The sequence below is a fragment of the Pseudomonas gozinkensis genome, assembly GCF_014863585.1.
GTDB classification, from domain to species: Bacteria; Pseudomonadota; Gammaproteobacteria; order Pseudomonadales; family Pseudomonadaceae; genus Aquipseudomonas; species Aquipseudomonas gozinkensis.
The window spans coordinates 1855901-1879616 of the sequence record NZ_CP062253.1; the positions used below are offsets into that span (position 1 = coordinate 1855901).

The following is a 23716-nucleotide window of genomic DNA, read 5'->3' on the forward strand; positions in this document are numbered from 1 at the left end:
TGATCGACACAGCTCCCTGTGGGAGCGGGCTTGCTCGCGAAGCAGTCAACACGGTCTATCAGTCCGGCTCGCAGCCCTTGAGTACCAACCGGATGATGGTTTGCGCCGCCGCTTCATAGTCCGCTTCGTCGAGCTTGTCCTTACCGGTGATGGCCGAGATCTGCCAGTCGAAGTCGGCGTAGGTCTGGGTCGCGGCCCAGATGCTGAACATCAGGTGGTTGGGGTCGATCGGGGCGATCTGGCCGCGGTCGATCCAGGTCTGGATGCAGTCGATGTTGTGCTTGGCCTGGCCGTTGAGCTGCTCGACCAGGTCGGCGCTCAGGTGCGGGGCGCCGTGCATGATTTCGCTGGCGAACACCTTGGAGGCGAAGGGCAGGTCGCGGGAGATGCGGATCTTCGAGCGGATGTAGCCGCTGAGCACTTCGCTCGGTACGCCGTCCGGGTTGAACGGGGTCGAAGCCTGCAGGATCGGCACGATGATACTTTCCAGCACCTCGCGATAGAGGTTTTCCTTGGACTTGAAGTAGTAATAGACGTTGGGCTTGGGCAGTCCTGCCTTGGCGGCGATGTCGCTGGTTTTGGTCGCAGCGAAGCCCTTGTCGGCAAACTCTTCACTGGCTGCACGCAGGATCAGTTCTTTGTTGCGCTCGCGGATTGTGCTCATAAACCCGGTGGTTCCTTGCCTGTTCTGGCGGTTGCGCATGGTAGCACCGGCCTCGCGCAGCGCTCAACAATGCCCCGTGTGGCCTGCAGTCGCGGTATGCTGCGCGGCATTATTCACATAAGGAAACAAGATTCATGGCAGGAAGCAGTTTGCTGGTGCTGATCGACGACATCGCCACCGTTCTGGACGACGTTGCGTTGATGACCAAAATGGCTGCCAAGAAGACCGCCGGCGTGCTCGGCGATGACTTGGCGCTCAATGCCCAGCAGGTCTCCGGCGTACGCGCGGAACGGGAAATACCCGTCGTTTGGGCGGTGGCCAAGGGTTCTTTCGTCAACAAACTGATTCTGGTGCCGTCGGCGCTGGCAATCAGTGCGTTCGTGCCGTGGCTGGTGACGCCGCTGTTGATGGTCGGTGGCGCCTACCTGTGTTTCGAAGGTTTCGAAAAACTCGCGCACAAGTTCCTGCACAGCAAGGCCGAAGACGAGGCCGGGCACGCACAGTTGGTTGAGGCCGTGGCTGATCCGGCAACCGATCTGGTGGCGTACGAGAAGGACAAGATCAAGGGCGCGATCCGCACCGACTTCATTCTTTCTGCGGAAATCATCGCCATCACCCTCGGCACCGTGGCCGATGCTTCGCTGACCCAGCAAGTGATCGTGATGTCTGGCATCGCCATCGTCATGACCGTGGGTGTTTACGGTCTGGTGGCCGGTATCGTCAAACTCGATGATCTCGGCCTGTGGCTGACCCAGAAGCCTGGGCAGATGGCCAAAAGTATCGGCAACAGCATCCTGCGTGCGGCGCCGTACATGATGAAAAGCCTGTCGGTGATCGGCACCGCAGCGATGTTCCTGGTCGGTGGCGGCATCCTGACCCACGGCGTACCGGTGGTGCATCACTGGATCGAAAGCGTCGGCGCAGCGGCTGGTGGCGCCGGGTTTGTGGTGCCGATGCTGTTGAACGGCGTGGCGGGGATCATCGCGGGTGCGGTGGTGCTGGCGGGGGTGTCCGTGATCGGAAAAATCTGGAAAGCGCTGAAAAACTAATCAGCAACACATAACAACTGTGGGAGCGAGCTTGCTCGCGAAGGCGGAGGTTCAGTCAAGACCTTGATCGACTGACACTACGCTTTCGCGAGCAAGCTCGCTCCCACAGTGTTTTGTGTGTACCGAAATTACTCGGCGATCTGCAACTTGCGCGACTCGGTGTAGACGTAGCGCACCTTCTCGTACTCGAACGGTGAGTTCAGCTGACCATAGCGGAAGCTGGTCTGGTAGCGCTTGTCGACGGCGCGCAATGCCCAGACTTCCGGATGGTTGGAGCTGACTTCCGAGACATTGAGAAAGTTGATCGCGGACTCGGCGGAGAAGTCCACGGCCAGGCCGGCGGTGTCGCGCAGGTTCGACGGGCCGAGAATCGGCAGCACGAAGTAAGCGCCGCCCGGCACGCCATAGAAGCCCAGGGTCTGGCCGAAGTCTTCGTTCTGGCGCGGCAGGCCCATGGCGGTGGCCGGGTCCCAGAGCCCGGCGATGCCGATGGTGGTGTTGAGCAGCAGGCGCGCGGTGGTTTCCATCGAGCGCTTGCCCTTGAACTGCAACAGGCTGTTGACCAGGTTCGGTACGTCGCCAATGTTGTTGAAGAAGTTGCTCACACCGGTGCGCACGAAGCTCGGGGTGATGTAGCGATAGCCATCGACCACCGGCAGGAACACCCATTGGTCGAAGCGGTAGTTGAAGTGGTAGACGCGGCGGTTCCACTCTTCCAGCGGGTCATAGACGTTCAGCGCACTGAGGGTCGAGCGCTCGAACTCGCGCTGATCCAGCCCCGGATTGAACTTGAGTTTGGACAGCGGCTCCTTGAAGCCGTCGCTGTCGATGACCACCGGTGCATTGGCTTTGCTGTTGTCGGCCTGGGCCATACCTGCACTGAGGAGTGCTGCAATCAGCAGGAGATATTTAGCCACGGAAGAACTCCAGCATGGCGTCGCTGTTGACGCGGTAGTTAAGGTTGCCGCAATGGCCGCCCAGCGGGTAAACGGTCAGGCGATCGCCGAAGGTCCGGCGCAGGAAACCGAGGTCGCCCGGGCCGAGGATCACGTCGTCGGCGTTGTGCATGACGGCGATTTTCGGACTGTCATGCAGGTAATCCTTCAATGCGTACAGGCTCACCTGATCGATCAGTTGCAGCAGGCTGCCGCCGTCGGTGCGGGCGCGCCACATCGGGATCACCTGTTCGGTGAGGTAGCAGTCGAAGTCGCATTGCAGCGCACGCTTGAGGAACGGCGTGAGGCTGGTGCCCTCGGTGATCGGGAATTTTGGCGGAGTGATCAGGCCGCGGCGGTTGATCAGGTCCGAAGTGAACGCGATATCCGCTGCCGAGAAGCGGAACGAAGTGCCGATCAGCATCGCCATCTGCTCGTTGCTCAGGTGCTGCTTGGACTGCTGGAAGTCGTAGAGCAGCGCATCGTTGAGGTCGATGTAGCCTTTTTGCTGGAAGTAGCGGGTCAGTTTGTTCAGCACCAGTTCATAGAAGGTGGTGCTGTTGTTGATGCCCTTGACCTCGGTCTGCACCAGCTTGTCGAGGTTGGTGATCGAGGTGTAGAGGTTGACCGGTGGATTGAGCAGCAGGACTTTCTTGAAGTTGAAGCTGCGACGGGTTTCATCCAGATGGGCGACGAACGCTGCGTCCAGCGCGCCGAGGCTGTAGCCGCTGAGGTAATAGTCGGTGACCGGCAGTTTCGGGTTCTGTGCCCGCACGGCCTGCATCACCCGGTACATGTCTTCGGCGTCTTCCTTGGTCACGCCGGGGGTGGCGAAACGCGAGGCGGCGCTCATGAAGTCGAAGCTGGTTGGCGATGACAGCTGCACCACGTGGTAGCCGGCCTTGTAATAAAGCTTCTTCAGGTATTCGTTGAGTGTGCTGTCATAGCGCGCGCCGGTGCCGGCGATCAGGAAGATCAGCGGTGCGGCCTTGTCCTGGGTGGCGATGCGATAGGTGAGTTTTTTCACCGGCCAGAAATTGTCCGGCAGGATGAATTCGCGCTCGGGGCGCAGGGTGACGCTGCGATCGGTCTGATCGATGTCGTCGTCCAGTGGCAGTTCAGGGCGCAAGTCCGGCGGCGTGGTGGCGATGGTCGCCTCGAACGGATTGGTCAGGGGATAGCCATAGCTGGCGGCGTCGATATCCACCGCCAGCGCGGACGCACTCAGAATAAGGCCGCCAAACAGGGCGGCGAAGCGCAAGGAACGGAGCATGACTAGATCCCTTAGAGGAAGGTGCCGAATGAGGTTCGCAGGCTATGACCACCGGGTTTGCGCCAAAGTGCCATGTCACGGCACCAAACTGACGGAATTCGGAGTAATAGTAGCCGGACGATACACTTTGCAAGGAAGGAATGACCAGTTAAGAGTTGTTAGCCCTTGCGTATGCGCGGAGGCAGATTAAGCTGGCCGCCGATTTCGTCGATTGGAGTGCTCCATGTCCCGCCGCTTGCCCGTGATTCTGCTGCTCGTTCTGTTGCCGTTGTGGCTGGCCGCCAGTTATGGCGCGCGTTATGGCTTCATGGAGGACGCGCAGTGGGTGGGCATCTGCGTGGATGAGGCGAGCCGCTGGGAATGCTCGGTGCGATCGAACCTGGGCCTGATGATTCATTTCCAGATGCTGGGCTGGGCGGCGGTCGCGGCCGCCGTGATCGGTTTTGTCGTGCCGGGACGGGCGGGGTGGTGGCTGGCGGTGCTGGCGCTGGTGTTCGGGTTGCCGGCGCTGGCGCTGTACAACACGACCCTGGCGGTGTTTGCGGTGGTGATTGCCGGGTTGCGACTGGTCCGGGAATCCCGCGACGTCTGACAGTCAGCCATCGCTGGCAAACCAGCTCCCACACATAGATCTATGTAGACACAGAACCTGGGCAGCCAGGAATTCTGTGGGAGCTGGCTTGCCAGCGAAGAGGCCGGTTCAGCCTCTGAAATCAGCCCTTGCGAACCCGCAGGCAGCGCCACAACGCAGCCACCATCATCACACTGACCAGCGCCCAGCCCCACGCCTGCTGATTCTGCAATCCTTCACGGAACAGCTGCGGCGCAATGCCGGCGCCGATGATGAAGGTCAGCAGGGCGATCTCCCGCCGGGCCACGGGCACCGGGCGGCACAGGTAAACCAGCGCCGGCAGGATGAACGCCACGCTCGAAAAGCTGCGGTAGCGCGGATCGAACACCAGTTCCAGCATCATCACGGCGGCGGCGAAACCGGCTGCTGCAACCAGCCAGCCGGCCCGGCGCTCGAAAGCGTTGAACGCCCGTCCACGCCAGCCATTGCGGGCGCTCAAGGTCAGTGCGGCATGGGCCAGCACCAACAGATTCAGAGCCGTCAGCAACCCGACCCACAACCATTCGCTGGCAAATCGCGTGGTCACCCGCGCCAGATCACCCCAGGCACCAATCGAGCAGGCGGCGAGGGCGCCGAGCAGCGGCAGGATCAGCGCCGAACGCGTCGTGTGAACCCGGCCGCCCAGCAGCAATGTGCCGAGGAAAATCAGCCCGCCGACAGCCAGCCACTGCGACCAGTACGGCACGTTCGACACCGGGCCGGCCAGCACGCCTTTGTCCTGACGATCCGCATCGAACAGTCCCCAGTAACCGCCGACCGCGCCTTCGCTGCCGCGCTTCCACGGCTGGTCGAACGCTTCGATCAGGTTGTAACGCCAGCCTTCCTGTTCGGCGAGGGTGACGAAACCACGAATGAACTTGGCCTCGTTGACCCGGCTCGGCAACGCGGTCTCACGCTGGCGACCTTCGCTCGGCCAGCCGGTTTCGCCGATCATCACGTCTTTTGGGGCGAACTTGTTGCCGAACACCTGGCGTACCTCGGCCACATGATGCAGCGCGGCGTCAATGTTCGACGGATCGTCTTCCCAGTACGGCAGCAAGTGAATGGTCAGGAAATCCACCGCCGGCGCGACTTCCGGGTGCTTGAGCCAGAATTCCCAGACATCCGCATAGGTGACTGGCTGCTTGATGTGGCTCTTGACCTTGTTGATCAGCTTCACCAGCTGGGTGGCGGTCACTTCCTTGCGCAGCAGGGCTTCGTTGCCGACGATCACGGCGCTGACCACATCCGGGTTGGCATTGGCCGAAGCGATCAGCAGATCGACTTCTTTCTCGGTGTCCACCGGATTGCTGTTGACCCACGCGCCGATCATCAACTTCAAACCATGTTTGCGCGCCAGATCCGGCAGGGCTTCGAGGCCGGTCATCGAGTAGGTGCGAATGCATTCGAAGCGGGTGGCGAGCAGGGCGAGGTCGGCGTCCATGCGCTCCGGGCGCAGTTTGAACGGCACGTCGAACGGCGACTGGTCTTTATCGAACGGGGTGTAGGAGGCGCATTGCAGCTTGTGGGTCGGGGTGGCGACGTCCGGCAGGATCACCGGTTTGCCGAGGCCGTACCAGAAGCCGCACAGGGCAAACAGCCCGAGCAGGCAGGCAAACAGATAAGGAAGAAAGGGGAAGCGGGAAGTCGCGGACATGGTCAGGCCGAGTGGCTGCAAAGCGACGCATGTTACCTGCATTTATAGAGGGGTAGGTGGGCCGCATGATTTTGACATGCAAAGTTCGGGCGGATTGTCTGGCGCCAAATATCCGGAGGCAGTTAATGGCTTTCTGATGTCGTTTCTCGTTGCCTTGAGGTCGCTGACAGAGCAGGTCTTAACGAGCGTCAGGTTGATGATCGAACTCGTCAGTACCCTTATTGATAATCCGGCTGATGTACTAACGAGTTTGCGGTCAGGCGTGATGGGGGCGCTGTGCACCATAACAATACGTTGACGATGCCCGGCATCCGTCGGGCGCAGCATTTCGGGGAAGTAACGATGAAGATGCGACGACTTTTAGGCGCAGGTGCCGCTCTGGTGCTTGCGATGGGCTCCACACTCGCCAGTGCTGAAACCAAGACCCTGAACATCGGTTACGTTGACGGCTGGTCCGACAGCGTCGCGACCACCCACGTGGCGGCCGAAGTGATCAAGCAGAAACTCGGCTACGACGTGAAACTGCAGGCCGTCGCCACCGGCATCATGTGGCAGGGCGTTGCCACCGGCAAACTCGACGCCATGCTCTCGGCCTGGCTGCCGGTGACCCACGGCGAATACTGGACCAAGAACAAGGATCAGGTCGTCGATTACGGCCCGAACTTCAAGGACGCGAAAATCGGTCTGATCGTGCCGGAGTACGTCAAGGCCAAGACCATCGAAGACCTGAAAACCGACGACTCCTTCAAGAAACGCATCGTCGGCATCGACGCCGGTTCAGGCGTGATGCTCAAGACCGATCAGGCGATCAAGGATTACGACCTGACCGGCTATCAACTCAAGGCCAGTTCCGGCGCCGGCATGATTGCCGAACTGACCCGTGCTGAGAAGAAAAACGAATCCATCGCTGTCACCGGCTGGGTGCCGCACTGGATGTTCGCCAAGTGGAAACTGCGCTTCCTAGACGACCCGAAAGGCGTGTACGGCGCGGCTGAAACCGTGAACAGCATCGGCAGCAAGGAACTGGCGACCAAGGCGCCGGAAGTGGCCAAGTTCCTGAAGAACTTCCAGTGGGCTTCGAAAGACGAAATCGGCGAAGTCATGCTGGCGATTCAGGATGGTGCAAAACCTGACGCAGCGGCCAAGGATTGGGTTGCCAAGCACCCGGAGCGTGTCGCCGACTGGACTAAATAACCCTAAATCACTTTTGTTCACCGCACACCCTGTGGGAGCGGACTTGCCCGCGATAGCGGTCTGTCAGTCGACTAATACATTGGCTGATACGACGCCATCGCTGGCAAGCCAGCTCCCACAGTTTTTTGTGTGTGCTCAAGAATGGCGAAAACGTCATGGCGTTCTACTACTAAGGTCGTCTGGAACCCGGCTCGCAGCCGCATACAGTGGATATGTTCCAAAAATAAAAATCTGTGCTGCGAGGATAAAAACAATGAACGACAGCATTTACCTCTCGATTCAGAACAGCCCGCGCTTCAAGGAGCTGGTCAAGAAAAGAGAAAGGTTCGCCTGGATACTCTCGGCGATCATGCTCGGGCTCTATTCCGGCTTCATCCTTCTGATCGCGTACGGGCCGCAAGTGCTCGGGACGAAAATCAGCCCCGAATCATCCATCACCTGGGGTATCCCGATCGGTGTCGGACTGATTGTCTCGGCCTTCATCCTGACCGGCATTTACGTGCGCCGCGCCAATGGCGAGTTCGACGACCTGAACAACGCGATTCTCAAGGAGGCTCAGCAATGATCCGGCGTCTACTGGCTCTTTTGAGCATCGCAGCGTTCGCTCCAGCCGTCTGGGCCGCTGACGCCCTGACCGGCGAAGTCCACAAACAACCGCTCAACGTTTCCGCGATCGTCATGTTCGTGGCGTTCGTTGGCGCGACCCTGTGCATCACCTACTGGGCGTCCAAGCGCAACAACTCGGCGGCCGACTACTACGCGGCGGGCGGCAAGATCACCGGTTTCCAGAACGGTCTGGCGATTGCCGGTGACTACATGTCGGCGGCATCCTTCCTGGGGATTTCCGCGCTGGTGTTCACCTCCGGTTACGACGGCCTGATCTACTCGATCGGCTTCCTGGTGGGCTGGCCGATCATTCTGTTCCTGATCGCCGAGCGTCTGCGTAACCTGGGTAAATACACCTTTGCCGACGTGGCGTCCTACCGGCTCGGGCAAACCCAGATCCGCACCCTGTCTGCCTGCGGTTCGCTGGTGGTGGTGGCGTTCTACCTGATCGCGCAAATGGTCGGTGCCGGCAAGCTGATCCAGCTGCTGTTCGGTCTCGACTACCACGTTGCGGTGATTCTGGTCGGTATCCTGATGTGCCTCTACGTGCTCTTCGGCGGCATGCTGGCGACCACCTGGGTACAGATCATCAAGGCTGTACTGCTTCTGTCCGGTGCCTCGTTCATGGCGCTGATGGTGATGAAGCACGTCAATTTCGACTTCAACACCCTGTTCTCCGAAGCCATCAAGGTTCACGCCAAGGGCGAGGCGATCATGAGCCCGGGCGGTCTGGTGAAAGATCCGATTTCGGCGTTCTCCCTCGGTCTGGCGCTGATGTTCGGTACCGCCGGCCTGCCGCACATCCTGATGCGCTTCTTCACTGTCAGCGACGCGAAAGAAGCTCGCAAGAGCGTGCTGTACGCGACCGGTTTCATTGGCTACTTCTACATCCTGACCTTCATCATCGGCTTCGGCGCGATCCTGCTGGTCAGCACCAATCCGGCCTTCAAAGATGCAGCGGGCGCTCTGCTCGGCGGCAACAACATGGCGGCGGTGCACCTGGCCAACGCCGTGGGCGGCAGCGTGTTCCTCGGCTTCATCTCGGCGGTGGCGTTCGCGACCATTCTGGCAGTAGTGGCCGGCCTGACCCTGGCGGGTGCTTCGGCGGTGTCTCACGACCTGTACGCCAGCGTGATCAAGAAAGGCAAAGCCAACGAGAAGGATGAGATCCGCGTTTCGAAGATCACCACTATCGCACTGGGCGTTCTGGCCATCGGCCTGGGCATCCTGTTCGAAAGCCAGAACATTGCGTTCATGGTCGGTCTGGCGTTCTCCATCGCGGCGAGCTGCAACTTCCCGGTGCTGCTGCTTTCGATGTACTGGAAGAAGCTGACCACCCGTGGCGCGATGATTGGCGGCTGGCTGGGTCTGGTGAGTGCGGTGGGTCTGATGATTCTTGGCCCGACCATCTGGGTGCAGATTCTGCATCATGAGAAGGCGATCTTCCCTTACGAGTATCCTGCGTTGTTCTCGATGATCATTGCGTTTATCGGCATCTGGTTCTTCTCGGTTACCGATAAGTCAGCGGCGGCAGAGAAAGAGCGTGCGGCATTCTTCCCGCAGTTTGTGCGTTCGCAGACGGGGTTGGGGGCTAGTGGGGCGGTTTCGCACTGAGGCTTTTTGTGTAGGTTGAGTTGGACGGAAACGCCCTGGTTGAGAGATTGGGGCGTTTTTTTGTGGGCTTTTTGATTGAGTACATATCCGTTGCTGCGGTAACGGCTTCTTATGGTTCCGCTCTTACAGCGGGTCACTTTTGGCAAACGCCCCAAAAGTAACCAAAAAGTCTAGGCCCCGGCGTTCGGCACCTCGCTTTGGCTCGGTGTTCCTTCGTTCCGGGATCGATCCGGGGACATCGCCTACGGTTTGCTTCGCTGCACCTCCTCTCGATGTGTTTGGCTTCGCCAAACGGTCGCTGCGCTCCCACCCCGGATCAATCCCTCCACTCAGCCTGCCGATGGGGCCAAAAGATCAAAAGCTTTTCTCGAGCTAGCGCTCATCGTGGTGAGTGGCTCTTGATCTGGTTTTTGCTCTGGCTCTGGTTTTGGCTTTTTTGCCCCTTCGGCAGGCCGAGCGGAGGTGTCCATCAGGGGGTAGGCGCGGAGCGCCGTGCGGCGAAGCCGCATACATCGAGAGGAGGTGCAGCGAAGCAAACCGTAGGCGATGCCCCCTGATGGACACCGTAGCGAGGGAACACTGAGCCTAAGCGAAGTGCCGTACGCCGGGGCAAAAGCCTTTTGGTTCCTTTTTGGCGTTTGAAAAAGGGACTCGCTGTAAGAGCGAAACCGCCAGCGGCAGCACCCGAAGAAGCGGATATGTACGCAATCAACTAAGAACCTAGTCGGCCCGAAGGCCGCTGAGATACCCCAAACAAAAACGGCCCCCATTCTCATGGAGGCCGTTCCCGGTACAACGCTAAGACGCTATCGCAAGAAAGCTCTTATTTGCGGTCTTCCAGCTTGGTGATATCCCGCGACTCATAACCCGTGTAAAGCTGGCGCGGACGGCCAATCTTGTACGGGCTGGAGAGCATTTCCTTCCAGTGCGAGATCCAGCCGACAGTACGTGCCAGGGCGAAGATCACGGTGAACATGCTGGTAGGAATGCCGATCGCCTTGAGGATGATCCCCGAGTAGAAGTCGACGTTCGGGTACAGCGAGCGCTCGATGAAGTACGGATCGGTCAGGGCGATCTCTTCCAGGCGCATGGCCAGTTCGAGTTGCGGATCGTTCTGGATGCCCAGTTCCTTCAACACTTCGTCGCAAGTCTGCTTCATTACAGTCGCGCGAGGGTCGCGGTTCTTGTAGACGCGGTGACCGAAGCCCATCAACTTGAACGGATCGTTCTTGTCCTTGGCCTTGGCGATGAACTTGTCGATGTTCGAAACATCGCCGATTTCATCGAGCATGGTCAGCACGGCTTCGTTCGCACCGCCGTGGGCAGGGCCCCACAGTGCGGCGATGCCGGCGGCGATACAGGCGAACGGGTTGGCACCCGAGGAGCCCGCCAGACGCACGGTGGAGGTCGAAGCGTTCTGCTCGTGGTCGGCGTGGAGGATGAAGATCCGGTCCATGGCCTTGGCGAGTACCGGGCTGATCGGTTTGATCTCGCACGGGGTGTTGAACATCATGTGCAGGAAGTTTTCCGCGTACGACAGGTCGTTGCGCGGGTACATCATGGGTTGGCCCATGGAGTACTTGTAAACCATCGCGGCCAGGGTCGGCATCTTGGCAACCAGGCGGATCGCGGAGATTTCGCGATGCTGCGGGTTATTGATGTCGAGGGAGTCGTGGTAGAAGGCCGAGAGGGCGCCGACTACGCCACACATGACGGCCATCGGGTGGGCGTCACGGCGGAAGCCGTTGAAGAAGGTTTTCAGCTGCTCGTGAACCATGGTGTGATTCTTCACGGTGCCGACGAACTGGGCCTTTTGCTCTGCAGTCGGCAGTTCGCCGTTCAGCAGCAGGTAGCAGGTTTCCAGGTAGTCCGACTTTTCAGCCAGCTGTTCGATCGGGTAGCCGCGGTGCAGCAGGATGCCGTTGTCGCCGTCGATATAGGTGATCTTCGATTCGCAGGAAGCGGTCGACATGAAACCGGGGTCGAAAGTGAAGCGGCCCGTGGCCGTCAGGCCCCGAACATCGATAACATCGGGACCAACGGTGCCGGTTAAAATGGGCAGCTCGACGGGGGCTGCGCCCTCGATGATCAACTGCGCTTTTTTGTCAGCCATGTGGCCTCCTATTTATGCTTGAAATCATCAGACAGACCCCCCACGCAGGGCCCGCACCACTATAGTGAGATAAATTCGAATGTCAATTTGCCTAAAGTCTTGCTCCAGAAGGCTTTAACCGTACTTTTTCCTCGAAATTGCCTGCCATTTACGCCTTTTATACGACTTGTGCAATCCGCTATTGGGGGTAGGCGATTGCGTTGTCATTAGTAGCCTAACTGTCTATACTCGGCGACCGACCGCCAAGGGCTTTTGGGCTTGCTTTCATTGGGGGTCGCATCCCTGGGTGGTGGTTACCTGACCAGTGCACTCCCCAACAACTTTGCCCTGATTGTTAGGGGCTCTTCAGTGTGAAAAAAAAGCCGTGAAAAGCCAACGACCTGTAAACCTAGACCTAAGGACCATCAAACTCCCCATCACCGGCGTTACGTCGTTTCTTCACCGTGTTTCCGGCATCATCCTCTTCCTGGGCCTTGGCATCATGCTTTATGCATTGGGCAAATCCCTGGGTTCCGAGGAAGGTTATGTCGAGGTGAAGGCATGCTTGACCAGCCCGCTGGCCAAGTTCGTAGCATGGGGCCTCCTGTCCGCTCTTCTGTATCACCTGGTTGCCGGTGTGCGCCACTTGATCATGGACATGGGCATCGGTGAGACGCTGGAAGGCGGCCGCCTGGGCTCGAAACTGATCATCGCCGTTTCCGTGGTGCTGATCGTTCTGGCAGGAGTTTGGATATGGTAACCAGCGTTACAAACCTTTCGCGTTCGGGCCTCTATGACTGGATGGCACAACGTGTGTCTGCGGTCGTTCTCGCGGCTTATTTCATCTTCCTGATCGGCTACCTCGTCGCGAACCCGGGCATTGGCTACGACCAATGGCACGGCCTGTTCGCCCACAACGGAATGCGTATCTTCAGTCTGCTGGCACTGGTTGCCCTGGGCGCTCACGCCTGGGTCGGCATGTGGACCATCGCGACCGACTACCTGACGCCAATGGCGCTGGGCAAGTCCGCGACTGCAGTACGTTTCCTTTTCCAGGCAGTATGCGGCGTCGCGATGTTCGCTTACTTCGTCTGGGGTGTGCAGATTCTCTGGGGTATCTGATTCATGGCTAACATTCCAACGATTTCTTTCGACGCCATCATTATTGGTGGCGGCGGTGCCGGCATGCGCGCAGCGCTGCAACTGGCACAGGGCGGTCACAAGACTGCCGTGATCACCAAGGTTTTCCCGACCCGTTCGCACACTGTGTCCGCACAGGGCGGCATCACCTGCGCCATCGCTTCGGCCGACCCGAACGATGACTGGCGCTGGCACATGTACGATACCGTCAAGGGTTCCGATTACATCGGTGACCAGGACGCTATCGAATACATGTGTCAGGAAGGCCCGGCTGCCGTTTTCGAGCTGGACCACATGGGTCTGCCGTTCTCGCGTACCGAGCAAGGCCGTATCTACCAGCGTCCGTTCGGCGGTCAGTCGAAGGATTACGGTAAAGGCGGGCAGGCTGCCCGTACCTGCGCCGCTTCCGACCGTACCGGTCACGCGCTGCTGCACACCCTTTATCAGGGCAACCTGAAAGCCGGTACCACGTTCCTGAACGAGTACTACGCTGTCGACCTGGTGAAAAACCAGGAGGGCGAATTCGTCGGTGTGATCGCAATCTGCATCGAAACCGGCGAAACCACCTACATCCGCGCCAAGGCCACCGTACTGGCTACCGGCGGTGCAGGTCGTATCTACGCGTCCACCACCAACGCCCTGATCAACACCGGTGACGGCGTCGGCATGGCTCTGCGTGCTGGCGTGCCGGTACAAGACATCGAAATGTGGCAGTTCCACCCGACCGGCATCGCCGGCGCCGGTGTACTGGTTACCGAAGGTTGCCGTGGTGAAGGTGGTTACCTGATCAACAAGCACGGCGAGCGTTTCATGGAGCGTTATGCTCCGAACGCCAAAGACCTTGCCGGTCGTGACGTTGTTGCCCGTTCGATGGTTAAGGAAATCATCGCCGGCAACGGTTGCGGTCCGAATGGCGACCACGTAATGCTCAAACTCGACCACCTGGGCGAGGAAGTGCTGCACAGCCGTCTGCCAGGCATCTGCGAACTGTCGAAGACGTTCGCACACGTTGACCCGGTGGTTGCTCCGGTTCCGGTTGTTCCGACTTGCCACTACATGATGGGCGGCGTTGCCACCAACATTCACGGCCAGGCGATCACCCAGGACGCCGAGGGCGTGGATCAGATCATTCCTGGTCTGTTCGCGGTAGGTGAAGTGGCTTGCGTATCGGTTCACGGTGCCAACCGTCTGGGCGGCAACTCGCTGCTCGACCTGGTGGTATTCGGCCGCGCTGCCGGCCTGCACCTGGAAAAGGCGCTGACCGACGGCATCGAATACGACGACGCTACCGAAGCCGACATCGAAGCTGCCCTGGCACGTCTGAATGCCCTGAACAACCGTACCGACGGCGAAGACGTCGCTACCCTGCGTCGCGAGCTGCAAAGCTGCATGCAGAACTACTTCGGTGTATTCCGTACCGGCGAATACATGCAGAAAGGTATTGCCCAGCTGGCTGATCTGCGCAAGCGCATCGCGAATGTGAAGATCAACGACAAGTCGCAGGCGTTCAACACTGCACGTATCGAAGCGCTGGAACTGCAAAACCTGCTGGAAGTGGCTGAAGCTACCGCCATCGCTGCCGAAGTACGTAAAGAGTCCCGCGGCGCTCACGCCCGTGAAGACTTTGAAGATCGTGACGACGAAAACTGGCTGTGCCACACCCTGTACTTCCCGGGTGACAAGCGCGTCACCAAGCGTGCCGTGAACTTCTCGCCGAAGACTGTTCCGACTTTCGAACCTAAAGTCCGGACTTATTAAGGGTGACCGCCATGTTGCAAGTCAGTGTTTATCGTTACAACCCTGATCAGGACGCTGCGCCGTTCATGCAGGAATTCCAGGTTGATACCGGTGGTAAAGACCTGATGGTGCTGGACGTGCTGGCCCTGATCAAAGAGCAGGACGAGGGTTTCTCCTATCGTCGCTCCTGCCGTGAAGGCGTCTGCGGCTCCGACGGCATGAACATTAACGGCAAGAACGGCCTGGCGTGCATCACGCCGCTGTCCGCTGTCGTCAAAGGTAACAAGCTGATCGTTCGTCCGCTGCCAGGTTTGCCGGTTATCCGTGACCTGGTTGTCGATATGAGCATCTTCTACAAGCAATACGAGAAGGTTAAGCCATTCCTGCAGAACGACACGCCGGCTCCGGCCATCGAGCGTCTGCAGTCCCCTGAAGAGCGTGAAAAGCTCGACGGTCTGTACGAGTGCATCCTGTGCGCCTGCTGCTCGACCTCTTGCCCGTCCTTCTGGTGGAACCCGGACAAGTTCCTGGGTCCAGCTGCACTGCTGCAAGCGTACCGCTTCCTGGCAGACAGCCGTGACACCAAGACGTCCGAGCGTCTGGCGTCCCTCGATGACCCGTTCAGCGTCTTCCGCTGCCGGGGCATCATGAACTGCGTCAACGTATGTCCGAAAGGCCTGAACCCGACTAAGGCCATCGGTCACATCCGTAACATGCTGCTTTCGAGCGGCGTGTGATTCAGCTGCTGTAACCGCTGTACCCGTAGAGGGCTTAGGCGCGGGCTTCAACCCGCGCCATGGCTATAACCAGAGCAGCAGCCATAAGCTGCGGCTCTTATTTTGAAGAAATGAGACAAGCAGGGGCATCCGGGCTGGTACCCGGACTATCAGTGTGATCCTAAGTGGCTTGTTTTGGTCGCTGCATTCGGACTTCTGCAAGCTTGCTCGGTGTCGACACCGATGGTGTTCCCCTAACCGAGGGTGACCAAGCATGCAAGAAAGCGTGATGCAGCGCATGTGGAACAGCGCCTACCTTTCAGGTGGAAACGCTGCCTATGTGGAAGAGCTCTACGAGCTCTACCTGCACGACCCTAACGCTGTGCCAGAAGAGTGGCGCACCTACTTTCAGAAGCTGCCTGCCGACGGCAGCTCTGCCACAGATGTTTCGCACTCCACAATTCGCGATCATTTCGTGCTGCTGGCAAAGAACCAGCGCCGCGCCCAACCGGTTTCCGCCGGCAGCGTGAGCAGTGAGCACGAGAAGAAGCAAGTTGAAGTGCTGCGATTGATCCAGGCCTACCGTATGCGTGGCCACCAGGCAGCCCAGCTTGACCCGCTGGGGCTGTGGCAGCGTCCTGCACCTGCAGACCTGTCGATCAATCACTACGGCTTGACCAATGCCGATCTTGATACGACCTTCCGTGCCGGCGACCTGTTCATCGGCAAAGAGGAAGCGAGCCTACGCGAAATTCACGAAGCGTTGCAGCAGACATATTGCCGCACCATCGGCGCTGAATTTACGCACATCACCGATTCCGAGCAGCGCCAGTGGTTCCAGCAGCGTCTGGAAAGCGTGCGTGGCCGTCCGGAATATTCCGCGGACATCAAGAGCCACCTGCTCGAGCGCGTAACTGCCGGTGAAGGCCTGGAAAAATACCTGGGTACCAAATACCCGGGCACCAAGCGTTTCGGTCTGGAAGGCGGCGAAAGCCTGATTCCGATGCTCGACGAACTGATCCAGCGTTCCGGTTCCTACGGCACCAAGGAAGTCGTCATCGGCATGGCTCACCGTGGCCGTCTGAACGTACTGGTCAACACCTTCGGCAAGAACCCGCGCGAGCTGTTCGACGAGTTCGAAGGCAAGAAGAAGGTCGAGCTGGGCTCCGGTGACGTCAAATACCACCAGGGCTTCTCGTCCAACGTAATGACCACCGGCGGTGAAGTTCACCTGGCCATGGCGTTCAACCCGTCCCACCTGGAAATCGTTTCCCCGGTGGTCGAGGGTTCGGTTCGCGCCCGTCAGGACCGTCGCAACGATTCGACCGGTGAGAAGGTTCTGCCGATCTCCATCCACGGTGACGCTGCATTCGCAGGTCAAGGCGTGGTAATGGAAACCTTCCAGATGTCGCAGACCCGCGGTTTCAAAACCGGCGGTACCGTGCACATCGTGATCAACAACCAGGTCGGTTTCACCATCAGCAACCCGCTGGACTCGCGTTCCACCGAGTACGCGACCGACGTTGCGAAAATGATCCAGGCGCCGATCCTCCATGTGAATGGTGATGATCCGGAAGCCGTGTTGTTCGTGACCCAGCTGGCCATCGACTACCGCATGCAGTTCAAGCGTGACGTGGTGATCGACCTGGTCTGCTACCGTCGTCGCGGCCACAACGAGGCCGACGAGCCAAGCGGCACCCAGCCTCTGATGTATCAGCAGATCACCAAGCAGCGCACCACCCGTGAGCTGTACGCTGATCGTCTGACCCAGGGCGGTGTGCTGGACGCCGAGCGTGTTCAGGCGAAAGTCGACGAATACCGCAACGCGCTGGACAACGGTCTGCACGTAGTGAAATCGCTGGTCAAAGAGCCGAACAAAGAGCTGTTCGTGGACTGGCGTCCGTATCTGGGCCACGCCTGGACTGCGCGTCACGACACTCGCTTCGACCTCAAGACCCTGCAGGAACTGTCCGCCAAGCTGCTGGAAATCCCGGAAGGCTTCGTGGTTCAGCGTCAGGTCGCGAAGATCTACGAAGACCGTCAGAAGATGCAAGCCGGCGGCCTGCCGATCAACTGGGGTTACGCCGAAACCATGGCGTACGCGACCCTGGCGTTCGAAGGTCACCCGATCCGCATGACCGGTCAGGACATCGGCCGCGGTACGTTCTCGCACCGTCACGCTGTGCTGCACAACCAGAAAGATGCCGGTACCTACATTCCGCTCAAGCATCTTTATGAAGGTCAGCCACGCTTCGACCTGTACGACTCGTTCCTGTCGGAAGAAGCCGTACTGGCGTTCGAATACGGTTACTCGACCACCACGCCAAACGCGCTGGTGATCTGGGAAGCCCAGTTCGGCGACTTCGCCAACGGTGCGCAGGTTGTTATCGACCAGTTCATCACCAGCGGCGAGCACAAGTGGGGCCGTCTCTGCGGTCTGACCATGCTTTTGCCACACGGCTACGAGGGTCAGGGCCCTGAGCACAGCTCGGCACGTCTTGAGCGTTACCTGCAGTTGTGCGCCGAGCACAACATTCAGGTGTGCATGCCGACCACCCCGGCCCAGATCTACCACTTGCTGCGCCGTCAGGTGATTCGCCCGCTGCGCAAGCCATTGGTCGTTCTGACTCCAAAGTCGCTGCTGCGCCACAAACTGGCCATCTCGACCCTGGAAGATCTGGCCGAAGGTTCGTTCCAGACCGTTATCCCGGAAATCGATGCACTGGACCCGAAAAAGGTCGAGCGCGTTGTTCTGTGCAGCGGCAAGGTCTACTACGACCTGCTGGAAAAACGTCGTGCCGAAGGCCGCGAAGATATCGCCATCGTGCGTATCGAGCAGCTGTACCCGTTCCCTGAGGACGACTTGAAAGAAGTCCTGGCTCCTTACACCAACGTCAAAGCGGCGGTCTGGTGTCAGGAAGAGCCGATGAACCAGGGCGCCTGGTACTGCAGCCAGCACCACCTGCGTCGCAGCATCAGCAACCTCAACAAATCTCTCGTACTCGAGTACGCGGGCCGTGAGGCTTCTGCTGCACCTGCATGTGGTTACGCATCGATGCACGCCGAGCAGCAGGAACAACTGCTGCAAGCCGCGTTTACCGTTTAACGCCTTCGCGCACCTGAAACCGAATTTAAGGAACCACAGATAATGGCTATCGAGATCAAAGCCCCCACTTTCCCGGAATCGGTTGCCGATGGCACCGTTGCCACCTGGCACAAACAACCGGGCGACGCCGTCAAGCGTGACGAACTGATCGTCGACATCGAAACCGACAAAGTCGTACTGGAAGTGCTGGCTACCGCCGACGGCGTGCTGGGCGCAATCGTCAAGGGCGAGGGCGAAACCGTCCTGTCCGACGAAGTCCTGGGCTCCATCGTTGAAGGCGGCGCTGCTGCTGCCGCCCCGGCTGCCGCTGCTGCTCCGGCCGCTGCTGCCGCTGCTCCAGCCGCCGATGGCGAAGACGACCCGATCGCAGCTCCTGCCGCGCGCAAGCTGGCTGAAGAGAACGGCATCAACATCGCTTCCGTTGCCGGCACCGGCAAAGGCGGTCGCGTGACCAAGGAAGACGTGGTTGCAGCCGTCGCTGCCAAGAAAGCCGCTCCGGCTGCCGCGCCTGCCAAGGCTGCTGCTCCGGCCGCCGCCGCTCCTGTGTTCGCCGCTGGCGACCGCATCGAGAAGCGCGTTCCGATGACCCGCGTTCGTGCCACCGTTGCCAAGCGTCTGGTTGAAGCTCAATCGAACATGGCGATGCTGACCACTTTCAACGAAGTCGACATGACCGAAGTCATGGCCCTGCGTTCGAAGTACAAGGACCTGTTCGAGAAGTCCCACAACGGCGTACGCCTGGGCTTCATGTCGTTCTTCGTGAAGGCTGCCACCGAAGCGCTGAAACGCTTCCCGGCGGTCAACGCTTCGATCGACGGCAACGACATCGTTTACCACGGTTATGCCGACATCGGCGTCGCTGTTTCCAGCGACCGTGGCCTGGTGGTTCCGGTTCTGCGTAACGCCGAACACATGAGCCTGGCTGAAATCGAAGGCGGCATCGCCACCTTCGGCAAGAAAGCCCGTGACGGCAAACTGTCGATGGACGAAATGACCGGCGGTACCTTCACCATCACCAACGGTGGTACCTTCGGTTCGATGATGTCGACCCCGATCGTCAACCCGCCGCAGGCAGCGATTCTGGGCATGCACAACATCATCCAGCGCCCGATGGCCATCAACGGTCAGGTCGTGATCCGTCCGATGATGTACCTGGCACTGTCCTACGATCACCGTCTGATCGATGGCAAAGAAGCTGTAACCTTCCTGGTGACCATCAAGAACCTGCTGGAAGATCCGGCTCGTCTGTTGCTGGATATCTGATAGAAGCAGTCACGCGCTGCAAGCTTCAAGCTGCGGGAAAACGCAGCCTGGCTTGCAGCGCGCGGCTTGAAGCTTTTCGCTAAAGAGGATTTTTTGAATGTCGCAGAAATTTGACGTAGTAGTGATCGGTGCGGGCCCTGGCGGCTACGTGGCAGCTATCAAGGCCGCGCAACTCGGCCTGAGCACTGCCTGCATCGAGAAGTACACCGATGCTGAAGGCAAGCAAGCCCTGGGCGGCACCTGCCTGAACGTAGGCTGCATTCCTTCCAAGGCGCTGCTCGACAGCTCCTGGAAATACAAGGAAGCGAAAGAAAGCTTCAACGTCCACGGTATCTCGACCGGCGAAGTCAAAATGGACGTCGCTGCGATGGTTGGCCGCAAGGCTGGCATCGTCAAGAACCTGACCGGCGGTGTTGCCACCCTGTTCAAGGCCAACGGCGTTACTTCGATCCAGGGCCACGGCAAACTGCTGGCCGGCAAGAAAGTCGAAGTCACCAAGCCGGACGGCTCGGTTGAAGTCATCGAAGCCGAAAACGTCATCCTGGCTCCAGGCTCGCGTCCGATCGACATTCCACCGGCTCCGGTCGATCAGAAAGTCATCGTCGATTCGACTGGCGCACTGGAATTCCAGACCGTACCTAAGCGTCTGGGCGTGATCGGCGCTGGCGTGATCGGTCTGGAACTGGGTTCGGTCTGGTCGCGTCTGGGCTCCGAAGTGGTTGTTCTGGAAGCACTGGACACCTTCCTGATGGCAGCGGACACCGCTGTTTCCAAGGAAGCGCTGAAAACCCTGACCAAACAGGGTCTGGACATCAAGCTGGGCGCTCGCGTAACCGGCTCGAAAGTGAACGGCGACGAAGTCGTTGTGAACTACACCGACGCCAACGGCGAGCAGACCATCACTTTCGACAAGCTGATCGTAGCCGTTGGTCGCCGTCCGGTGACCACTGATCTGCTGGCTGCCGACAGTGGCGTGACCCTGGACGAGCGTGGTTTCGTACACGTCGACGATCACTGCGCCACCACCGTACCGGGCGTTTACGCCATCGGTGACGTGGTTCGCGGCATGATGCTGGCTCACAAAGCCTCGGAAGAGGGCATCATGGTTGTCGAGCGCATCAAGGGCCACAAGGCTCAGATGAACTATGACCTGATCCCTTCGGTTATTTATACTCACCCGGAAATCGCATGGGTCGGTAAAACCGAGCAGGCCTTGAAAGCTGAAGGCGTTGAAGTTAACGTCGGCACCTTCCCGTTCGCAGCATCCGGCCGTGCCATGGCCGCCAACGATACCGGTGGTTTCGTCAAGGTCATCGCCGATGCCAAGACTGACCGCGTATTGGGCGTGCACGTGATTGGCCCGAGCGCTGCAGAACTGGTTCAGCAGGGCGCGATCGGTATGGAATTCGGCACCAGCGCTGAAGACCTGGGCATGATGGTTTTCTCCCATCCGACCCTGTCTGAAGCCTTGCACGAAGCAGCTTTGGCAGTGAATGGCGGCGCCATCCACATTGCCAACCGCAAGAAGCGTTGAGGGCTTTGTGAAAGCGTAGCGAGCGACGGAAAGACAAGGCAAAAACAGGCGAGAAAGCGGAGTTGACGTCAGTCAATGAGCATTTCGAGCCTGTTTTTAACGCAGTATTTCCTAGCGCAGCAGCTTTCACATGTCCGAAAGAGACAATAAGAAACCACGGCGGTGTCGGCCCGTCGTGAGCCTTGCGTGCAAGACTCACCGCGGAATGTCCGCTGGACGCAGCCTTGCGTAGCTGCACCGGGTATCCGGAAAGGCTACGCAAGCAGCAGTCACAGGTGGCGCGGCACTCATAAAGAGCGCAGCGCCGAATGCGCAGTACCTAACGAAGACGGTAAAAAGCATGAATCTTCACGAGTATCAGGGTAAGCAGCTGTTCGCTGAATACGGCCTGCCAGTTTCGACTGGTTTCGCAGTAGACACCCCGGAAGCAGCAGCAGAAGCTTGCGACAAAATCGGCGGCAACGAGTGGGTAGTCAAAGCCCAGGTTCACGCCGGTGGTCGCGGTAAAGCGGGCGGCGTCAAGCTGGTTCGCAGCAAAGAAGACGCCAAAGCCTTCGCACAGCAGTGGCTGGGCAAGCGTCTGGTGACTTACCAGACTGACGCCAACGGCCAGCCAGTCACCAAGATCCTGGTTGAATCGTGCACTGATATCGCTAAAGAGCTGTACCTGGGCGCTGTCGTTGACCGTTCGAGCCGTCGCATCGTGTTCATGGCTTCCACCGAAGGTGGCGTGGACATCGAGAAAATCGCTCACGACACTCCAGAAAAAATTCTGAAAGCCACTATCGATCCACTGGTTGGCGCTCAGCCATTCCAGGGTCGCGAGCTGGCATTCCAGCTGGGTCTGGAAGGCAAGCAGGTTGCTCAGTTCGCCAAGATCTTCGTAGGTCTGGCCAAGCTGTTCAAGGATCACGACCTGGCTCTGCTGGAAGTGAACCCGCTGGTGATCAAGGCTGACGGCGATCTGCACTGCCTGGACGCCAAGATCAACATCGACGCCAACGCAATGTACCGTCAGCCTAAGCTGAAGACTTTCCACGATCCGTCGCAGGACGATCCGCGCGAAGCGCACGCTGCCAAGTTCGAACTGAACTACGTAGCGCTGGAAGGCAACATCGGCTGCATGGTGAACGGTGCCGGCCTGGCCATGGGTACCATGGACATCGTCAACCTGCACGGCGGCAAGCCAGCCAACTTCCTCGACGTAGGTGGTGGTGCTACCAAAGAACGCGTAACCGAAGCTTTCAAAATCATTCTGTCCGACAGCAATGTCGCTGCAGTACTGGTTAACATCTTCGGCGGCATCGTTCGTTGCGACATGATTGCCGAAGGCATCATCGGTGCAGTGAAAGAAGTCGGCGTGAAAATCCCGGTTGTTGTTCGTCTTGAAGGCAACAACGCTGAACTGGGCGCTAAAGTACTGGCAGAAAGCGGTTTGAACATCATCGCTGCTACCAGCCTGACCGACGCTGCTCAACAAGTCGTTAAAGCTGCGGAGGGCAAGTAATGAGCGTCCTGATCAATAAAGACACCAAAGTAATCTGCCAGGGCTTCACCGGTGCGCAGGGTACTTTCCACTCCGAACAAGCCATTGCCTACGGCACCAAAATGGTTGGCGGCGTGACTCCAGGCAAAGGTGGCACCACTCACCTGAACCTGCCTGTGTTCAACACCGTGAAAGAAGCTGTAGAAGCCACTGGCGCCACCGCCAGCGTGATCTACGTTCCGGCTCCTTTCTGCAAGGACTCGATCCTGGAAGCAGCATTCGGCGGCATCAAGCTGATCGTCTGCATCACCGAAGGCATTCCTACCCTGGACATGCTGGACGCCAAAGTTAAGTGCGACGAGCTGGGTGTTACCCTGATCGGCCCTAACTGCCCAGGCGTGATCACCCCAGGCGAATGCAAGATCGGCATCATGCCAGGTCACATTCACTTGCCAGGCAAGGTCGGTATCGTTTCCCGTTCCGGCACCCTGACCTACGAAGCTGTGAAGCAGACTACTGACGCCGGTTTCGGTCAGTCGACTTGCGTCGGCATCGGTGGTGACCCGATCCCGGGTTCGAACTTCATCGACATCCTGAAGCTGTTCCAGGAAGACCCGAAGACCGAAGCGATCGTAATGATCGGCGAGATCGGCGGTTCGGCTGAAGAAGAAGCGGCTGCCTACATCAAGGCCAACGTGACCAAGCCGGTTGTTTCCTACATCGCTGGTGTGACTGCTCCTCCGGGCAAGCGCATGGGCCATGCTGGCGCAATCATCTCCGGCGGCAAAGGCACTGCAGACGAGAAATTCGCTGCTCTGCAAGACGCGGGCGTGAAAACCGTGCGTTCGCTGGCAGACATCGGCAAGGCCCTGGCCGAGCTGACTGGCTGGGAAGTGAAGAAGTAAGCTTCGGCTGACTTTTTAGCTACAGCAACAAAGGCCACCTTCGGGTGGCCTTTGTCGTTTCTGGCGTTCGGGTTGACGATGGCAATTTATAAGCACTCACCCAATAACATGCAAAAACGCGACACAGAAACGTCG

Annotated in this window: 19 protein-coding genes; 14 read left to right on the plus strand and 5 right to left on the minus strand. The window is 59.0% G+C overall.

Going from position 1 to position 23716, the window contains the following annotated elements; genetic code table 11:
* Nucleotides 1-58: 58 nt before the first annotated feature.
* A complete protein-coding gene (locus IHQ43_RS08380) occupies nucleotides 59-664 on the minus strand; it encodes a TetR/AcrR family transcriptional regulator (RefSeq protein WP_064378648.1) in 606 nt (201 codons plus the stop codon).
* Between the two features lie 134 nt (nucleotides 665-798).
* On the opposite strand from IHQ43_RS08380, the gene IHQ43_RS08385 reads away from it, so the two are divergent.
* Nucleotides 799-1713 carry a DUF808 domain-containing protein gene (locus IHQ43_RS08385; protein WP_192564024.1) on the plus strand — a complete coding sequence of 305 codons (915 nt, stop codon included), beginning with the start codon at nucleotides 799-801 and terminating at the stop codon, nucleotides 1711-1713.
* A 128-nt stretch (nucleotides 1714-1841) separates the two neighbouring features.
* On the opposite strand, the gene IHQ43_RS08390 is transcribed toward IHQ43_RS08385, so the two are convergent.
* Nucleotides 1842-2630 carry an MlaA family lipoprotein gene (locus tag IHQ43_RS08390; protein WP_192564025.1) on the minus strand — a complete coding sequence of 263 codons (789 nt, stop codon included), beginning with the start codon at nucleotides 2628-2630 and terminating at the stop codon, nucleotides 1842-1844.
* Entirely contained in the window at nucleotides 2623-3921 is a 1299-nt protein-coding gene (locus tag IHQ43_RS08395) for a serine/threonine protein kinase (RefSeq protein WP_115077035.1), read from the minus strand. Before IHQ43_RS08395 ends, IHQ43_RS08390 begins: the two co-directional genes overlap by 8 nt.
* Nucleotides 3922-4144: 223 nt before the next feature.
* Between IHQ43_RS08395 and IHQ43_RS08400 the strand changes: the two genes are divergently transcribed.
* Nucleotides 4145-4513: a hypothetical protein gene (locus tag IHQ43_RS08400; protein WP_192564026.1), complete on the plus strand. Its 369-nt coding sequence runs from the start codon at nucleotides 4145-4147 to the stop codon at nucleotides 4511-4513.
* 121 nt (nucleotides 4514-4634) lie between these two features.
* On the opposite strand, the gene IHQ43_RS08405 is transcribed toward IHQ43_RS08400, so the two are convergent.
* Nucleotides 4635-6230 (minus strand): glycoside hydrolase family 17 protein, encoded by a 1596-nt coding sequence (locus IHQ43_RS08405; protein ID WP_192564027.1) that lies wholly within the window; start codon nucleotides 6228-6230, stop codon nucleotides 4635-4637.
* A gap of 300 nt (nucleotides 6231-6530) precedes the next feature.
* Between IHQ43_RS08405 and IHQ43_RS08410 the strand changes: the two genes are divergently transcribed.
* The 3 genes from IHQ43_RS08410 to IHQ43_RS08420 all read left to right on the plus strand — a co-directional run bounded on the left by IHQ43_RS08410 (nucleotide 6531) and on the right by IHQ43_RS08420 (nucleotide 9602).
* Entirely contained in the window at nucleotides 6531-7382 is an 852-nt protein-coding gene (locus IHQ43_RS08410) for a glycine betaine ABC transporter substrate-binding protein (RefSeq protein WP_007959306.1), read from the plus strand.
* A gap of 253 nt (nucleotides 7383-7635) precedes the next feature.
* The gene (locus tag IHQ43_RS08415; RefSeq protein WP_011333111.1) at nucleotides 7636-7947 is read left to right on the plus strand and encodes a DUF485 domain-containing protein; all 312 of its coding nucleotides are present in this window, start codon (nucleotides 7636-7638) and stop codon (nucleotides 7945-7947) included.
* Complete coding sequence (locus IHQ43_RS08420) at nucleotides 7944-9602, plus strand: cation acetate symporter (protein WP_192564028.1); 1659 nt, start codon at nucleotides 7944-7946, stop codon at nucleotides 9600-9602. The genes IHQ43_RS08415 and IHQ43_RS08420 overlap by 4 nt, the downstream gene beginning before the upstream one ends.
* 823 nt (nucleotides 9603-10425) lie before the next feature.
* Here IHQ43_RS08420 and gltA read toward each other — a convergent pair.
* On the minus strand, nucleotides 10426-11715 hold the full coding sequence (gene gltA / locus IHQ43_RS08425) for a citrate synthase (protein ID WP_007959044.1): 1290 nt from the start codon (nucleotides 11713-11715) through the stop codon (nucleotides 10426-10428).
* Nucleotides 11716-12079: 364 nt separating this feature from the next.
* Between gltA and sdhC the strand changes: the two genes are divergently transcribed.
* From sdhC to sucD, 9 genes are all read left to right on the plus strand, one after another.
* Nucleotides 12080-12454, plus strand: a complete 375-nt coding sequence (gene sdhC / locus IHQ43_RS08430; protein WP_011333113.1) for a succinate dehydrogenase, cytochrome b556 subunit — start codon at nucleotides 12080-12082, stop codon at nucleotides 12452-12454.
* Nucleotides 12448-12816, plus strand: a complete 369-nt coding sequence (sdhD, locus tag IHQ43_RS08435) for a succinate dehydrogenase, hydrophobic membrane anchor protein (protein ID WP_007959040.1) — start codon at nucleotides 12448-12450, stop codon at nucleotides 12814-12816. Before sdhC ends, sdhD begins: the two co-directional genes overlap by 7 nt.
* Before the next feature lie 3 nt (nucleotides 12817-12819).
* The gene (gene sdhA, locus IHQ43_RS08440) at nucleotides 12820-14592 is read left to right on the plus strand and encodes a succinate dehydrogenase flavoprotein subunit (protein ID WP_007959037.1); all 1773 of its coding nucleotides are present in this window, start codon (nucleotides 12820-12822) and stop codon (nucleotides 14590-14592) included.
* An 11-nt stretch (nucleotides 14593-14603) separates the two neighbouring features.
* Complete coding sequence (locus tag IHQ43_RS08445) at nucleotides 14604-15308, plus strand: succinate dehydrogenase iron-sulfur subunit (RefSeq protein WP_007959035.1); 705 nt, start codon at nucleotides 14604-14606, stop codon at nucleotides 15306-15308.
* A gap of 253 nt (nucleotides 15309-15561) precedes the next feature.
* A complete protein-coding gene (locus IHQ43_RS08450) occupies nucleotides 15562-18393 on the plus strand; it encodes a 2-oxoglutarate dehydrogenase E1 component (RefSeq protein WP_192564029.1) in 2832 nt (943 codons plus the stop codon).
* A 42-nt stretch (nucleotides 18394-18435) separates the two neighbouring features.
* On the plus strand, nucleotides 18436-19656 hold the full coding sequence (odhB, locus tag IHQ43_RS08455) for a 2-oxoglutarate dehydrogenase complex dihydrolipoyllysine-residue succinyltransferase (protein ID WP_007959031.1): 1221 nt from the start codon (nucleotides 18436-18438) through the stop codon (nucleotides 19654-19656).
* A gap of 97 nt (nucleotides 19657-19753) precedes the next feature.
* A complete protein-coding gene (gene lpdA / locus IHQ43_RS08460) occupies nucleotides 19754-21190 on the plus strand; it encodes a dihydrolipoyl dehydrogenase (RefSeq protein ID WP_093224724.1) in 1437 nt (478 codons plus the stop codon).
* A 340-nt stretch (nucleotides 21191-21530) separates the two neighbouring features.
* On the plus strand, nucleotides 21531-22697 hold the full coding sequence (gene sucC, locus IHQ43_RS08465; protein WP_007959029.1) for an ADP-forming succinate--CoA ligase subunit beta: 1167 nt from the start codon (nucleotides 21531-21533) through the stop codon (nucleotides 22695-22697).
* Complete coding sequence (gene sucD / locus IHQ43_RS08470; RefSeq protein WP_011333119.1) at nucleotides 22697-23581, plus strand: succinate--CoA ligase subunit alpha; 885 nt, start codon at nucleotides 22697-22699, stop codon at nucleotides 23579-23581. Before sucC ends, sucD begins: the two co-directional genes overlap by 1 nt.
* Nucleotides 23582-23716 lie beyond the last annotated feature (135 nt).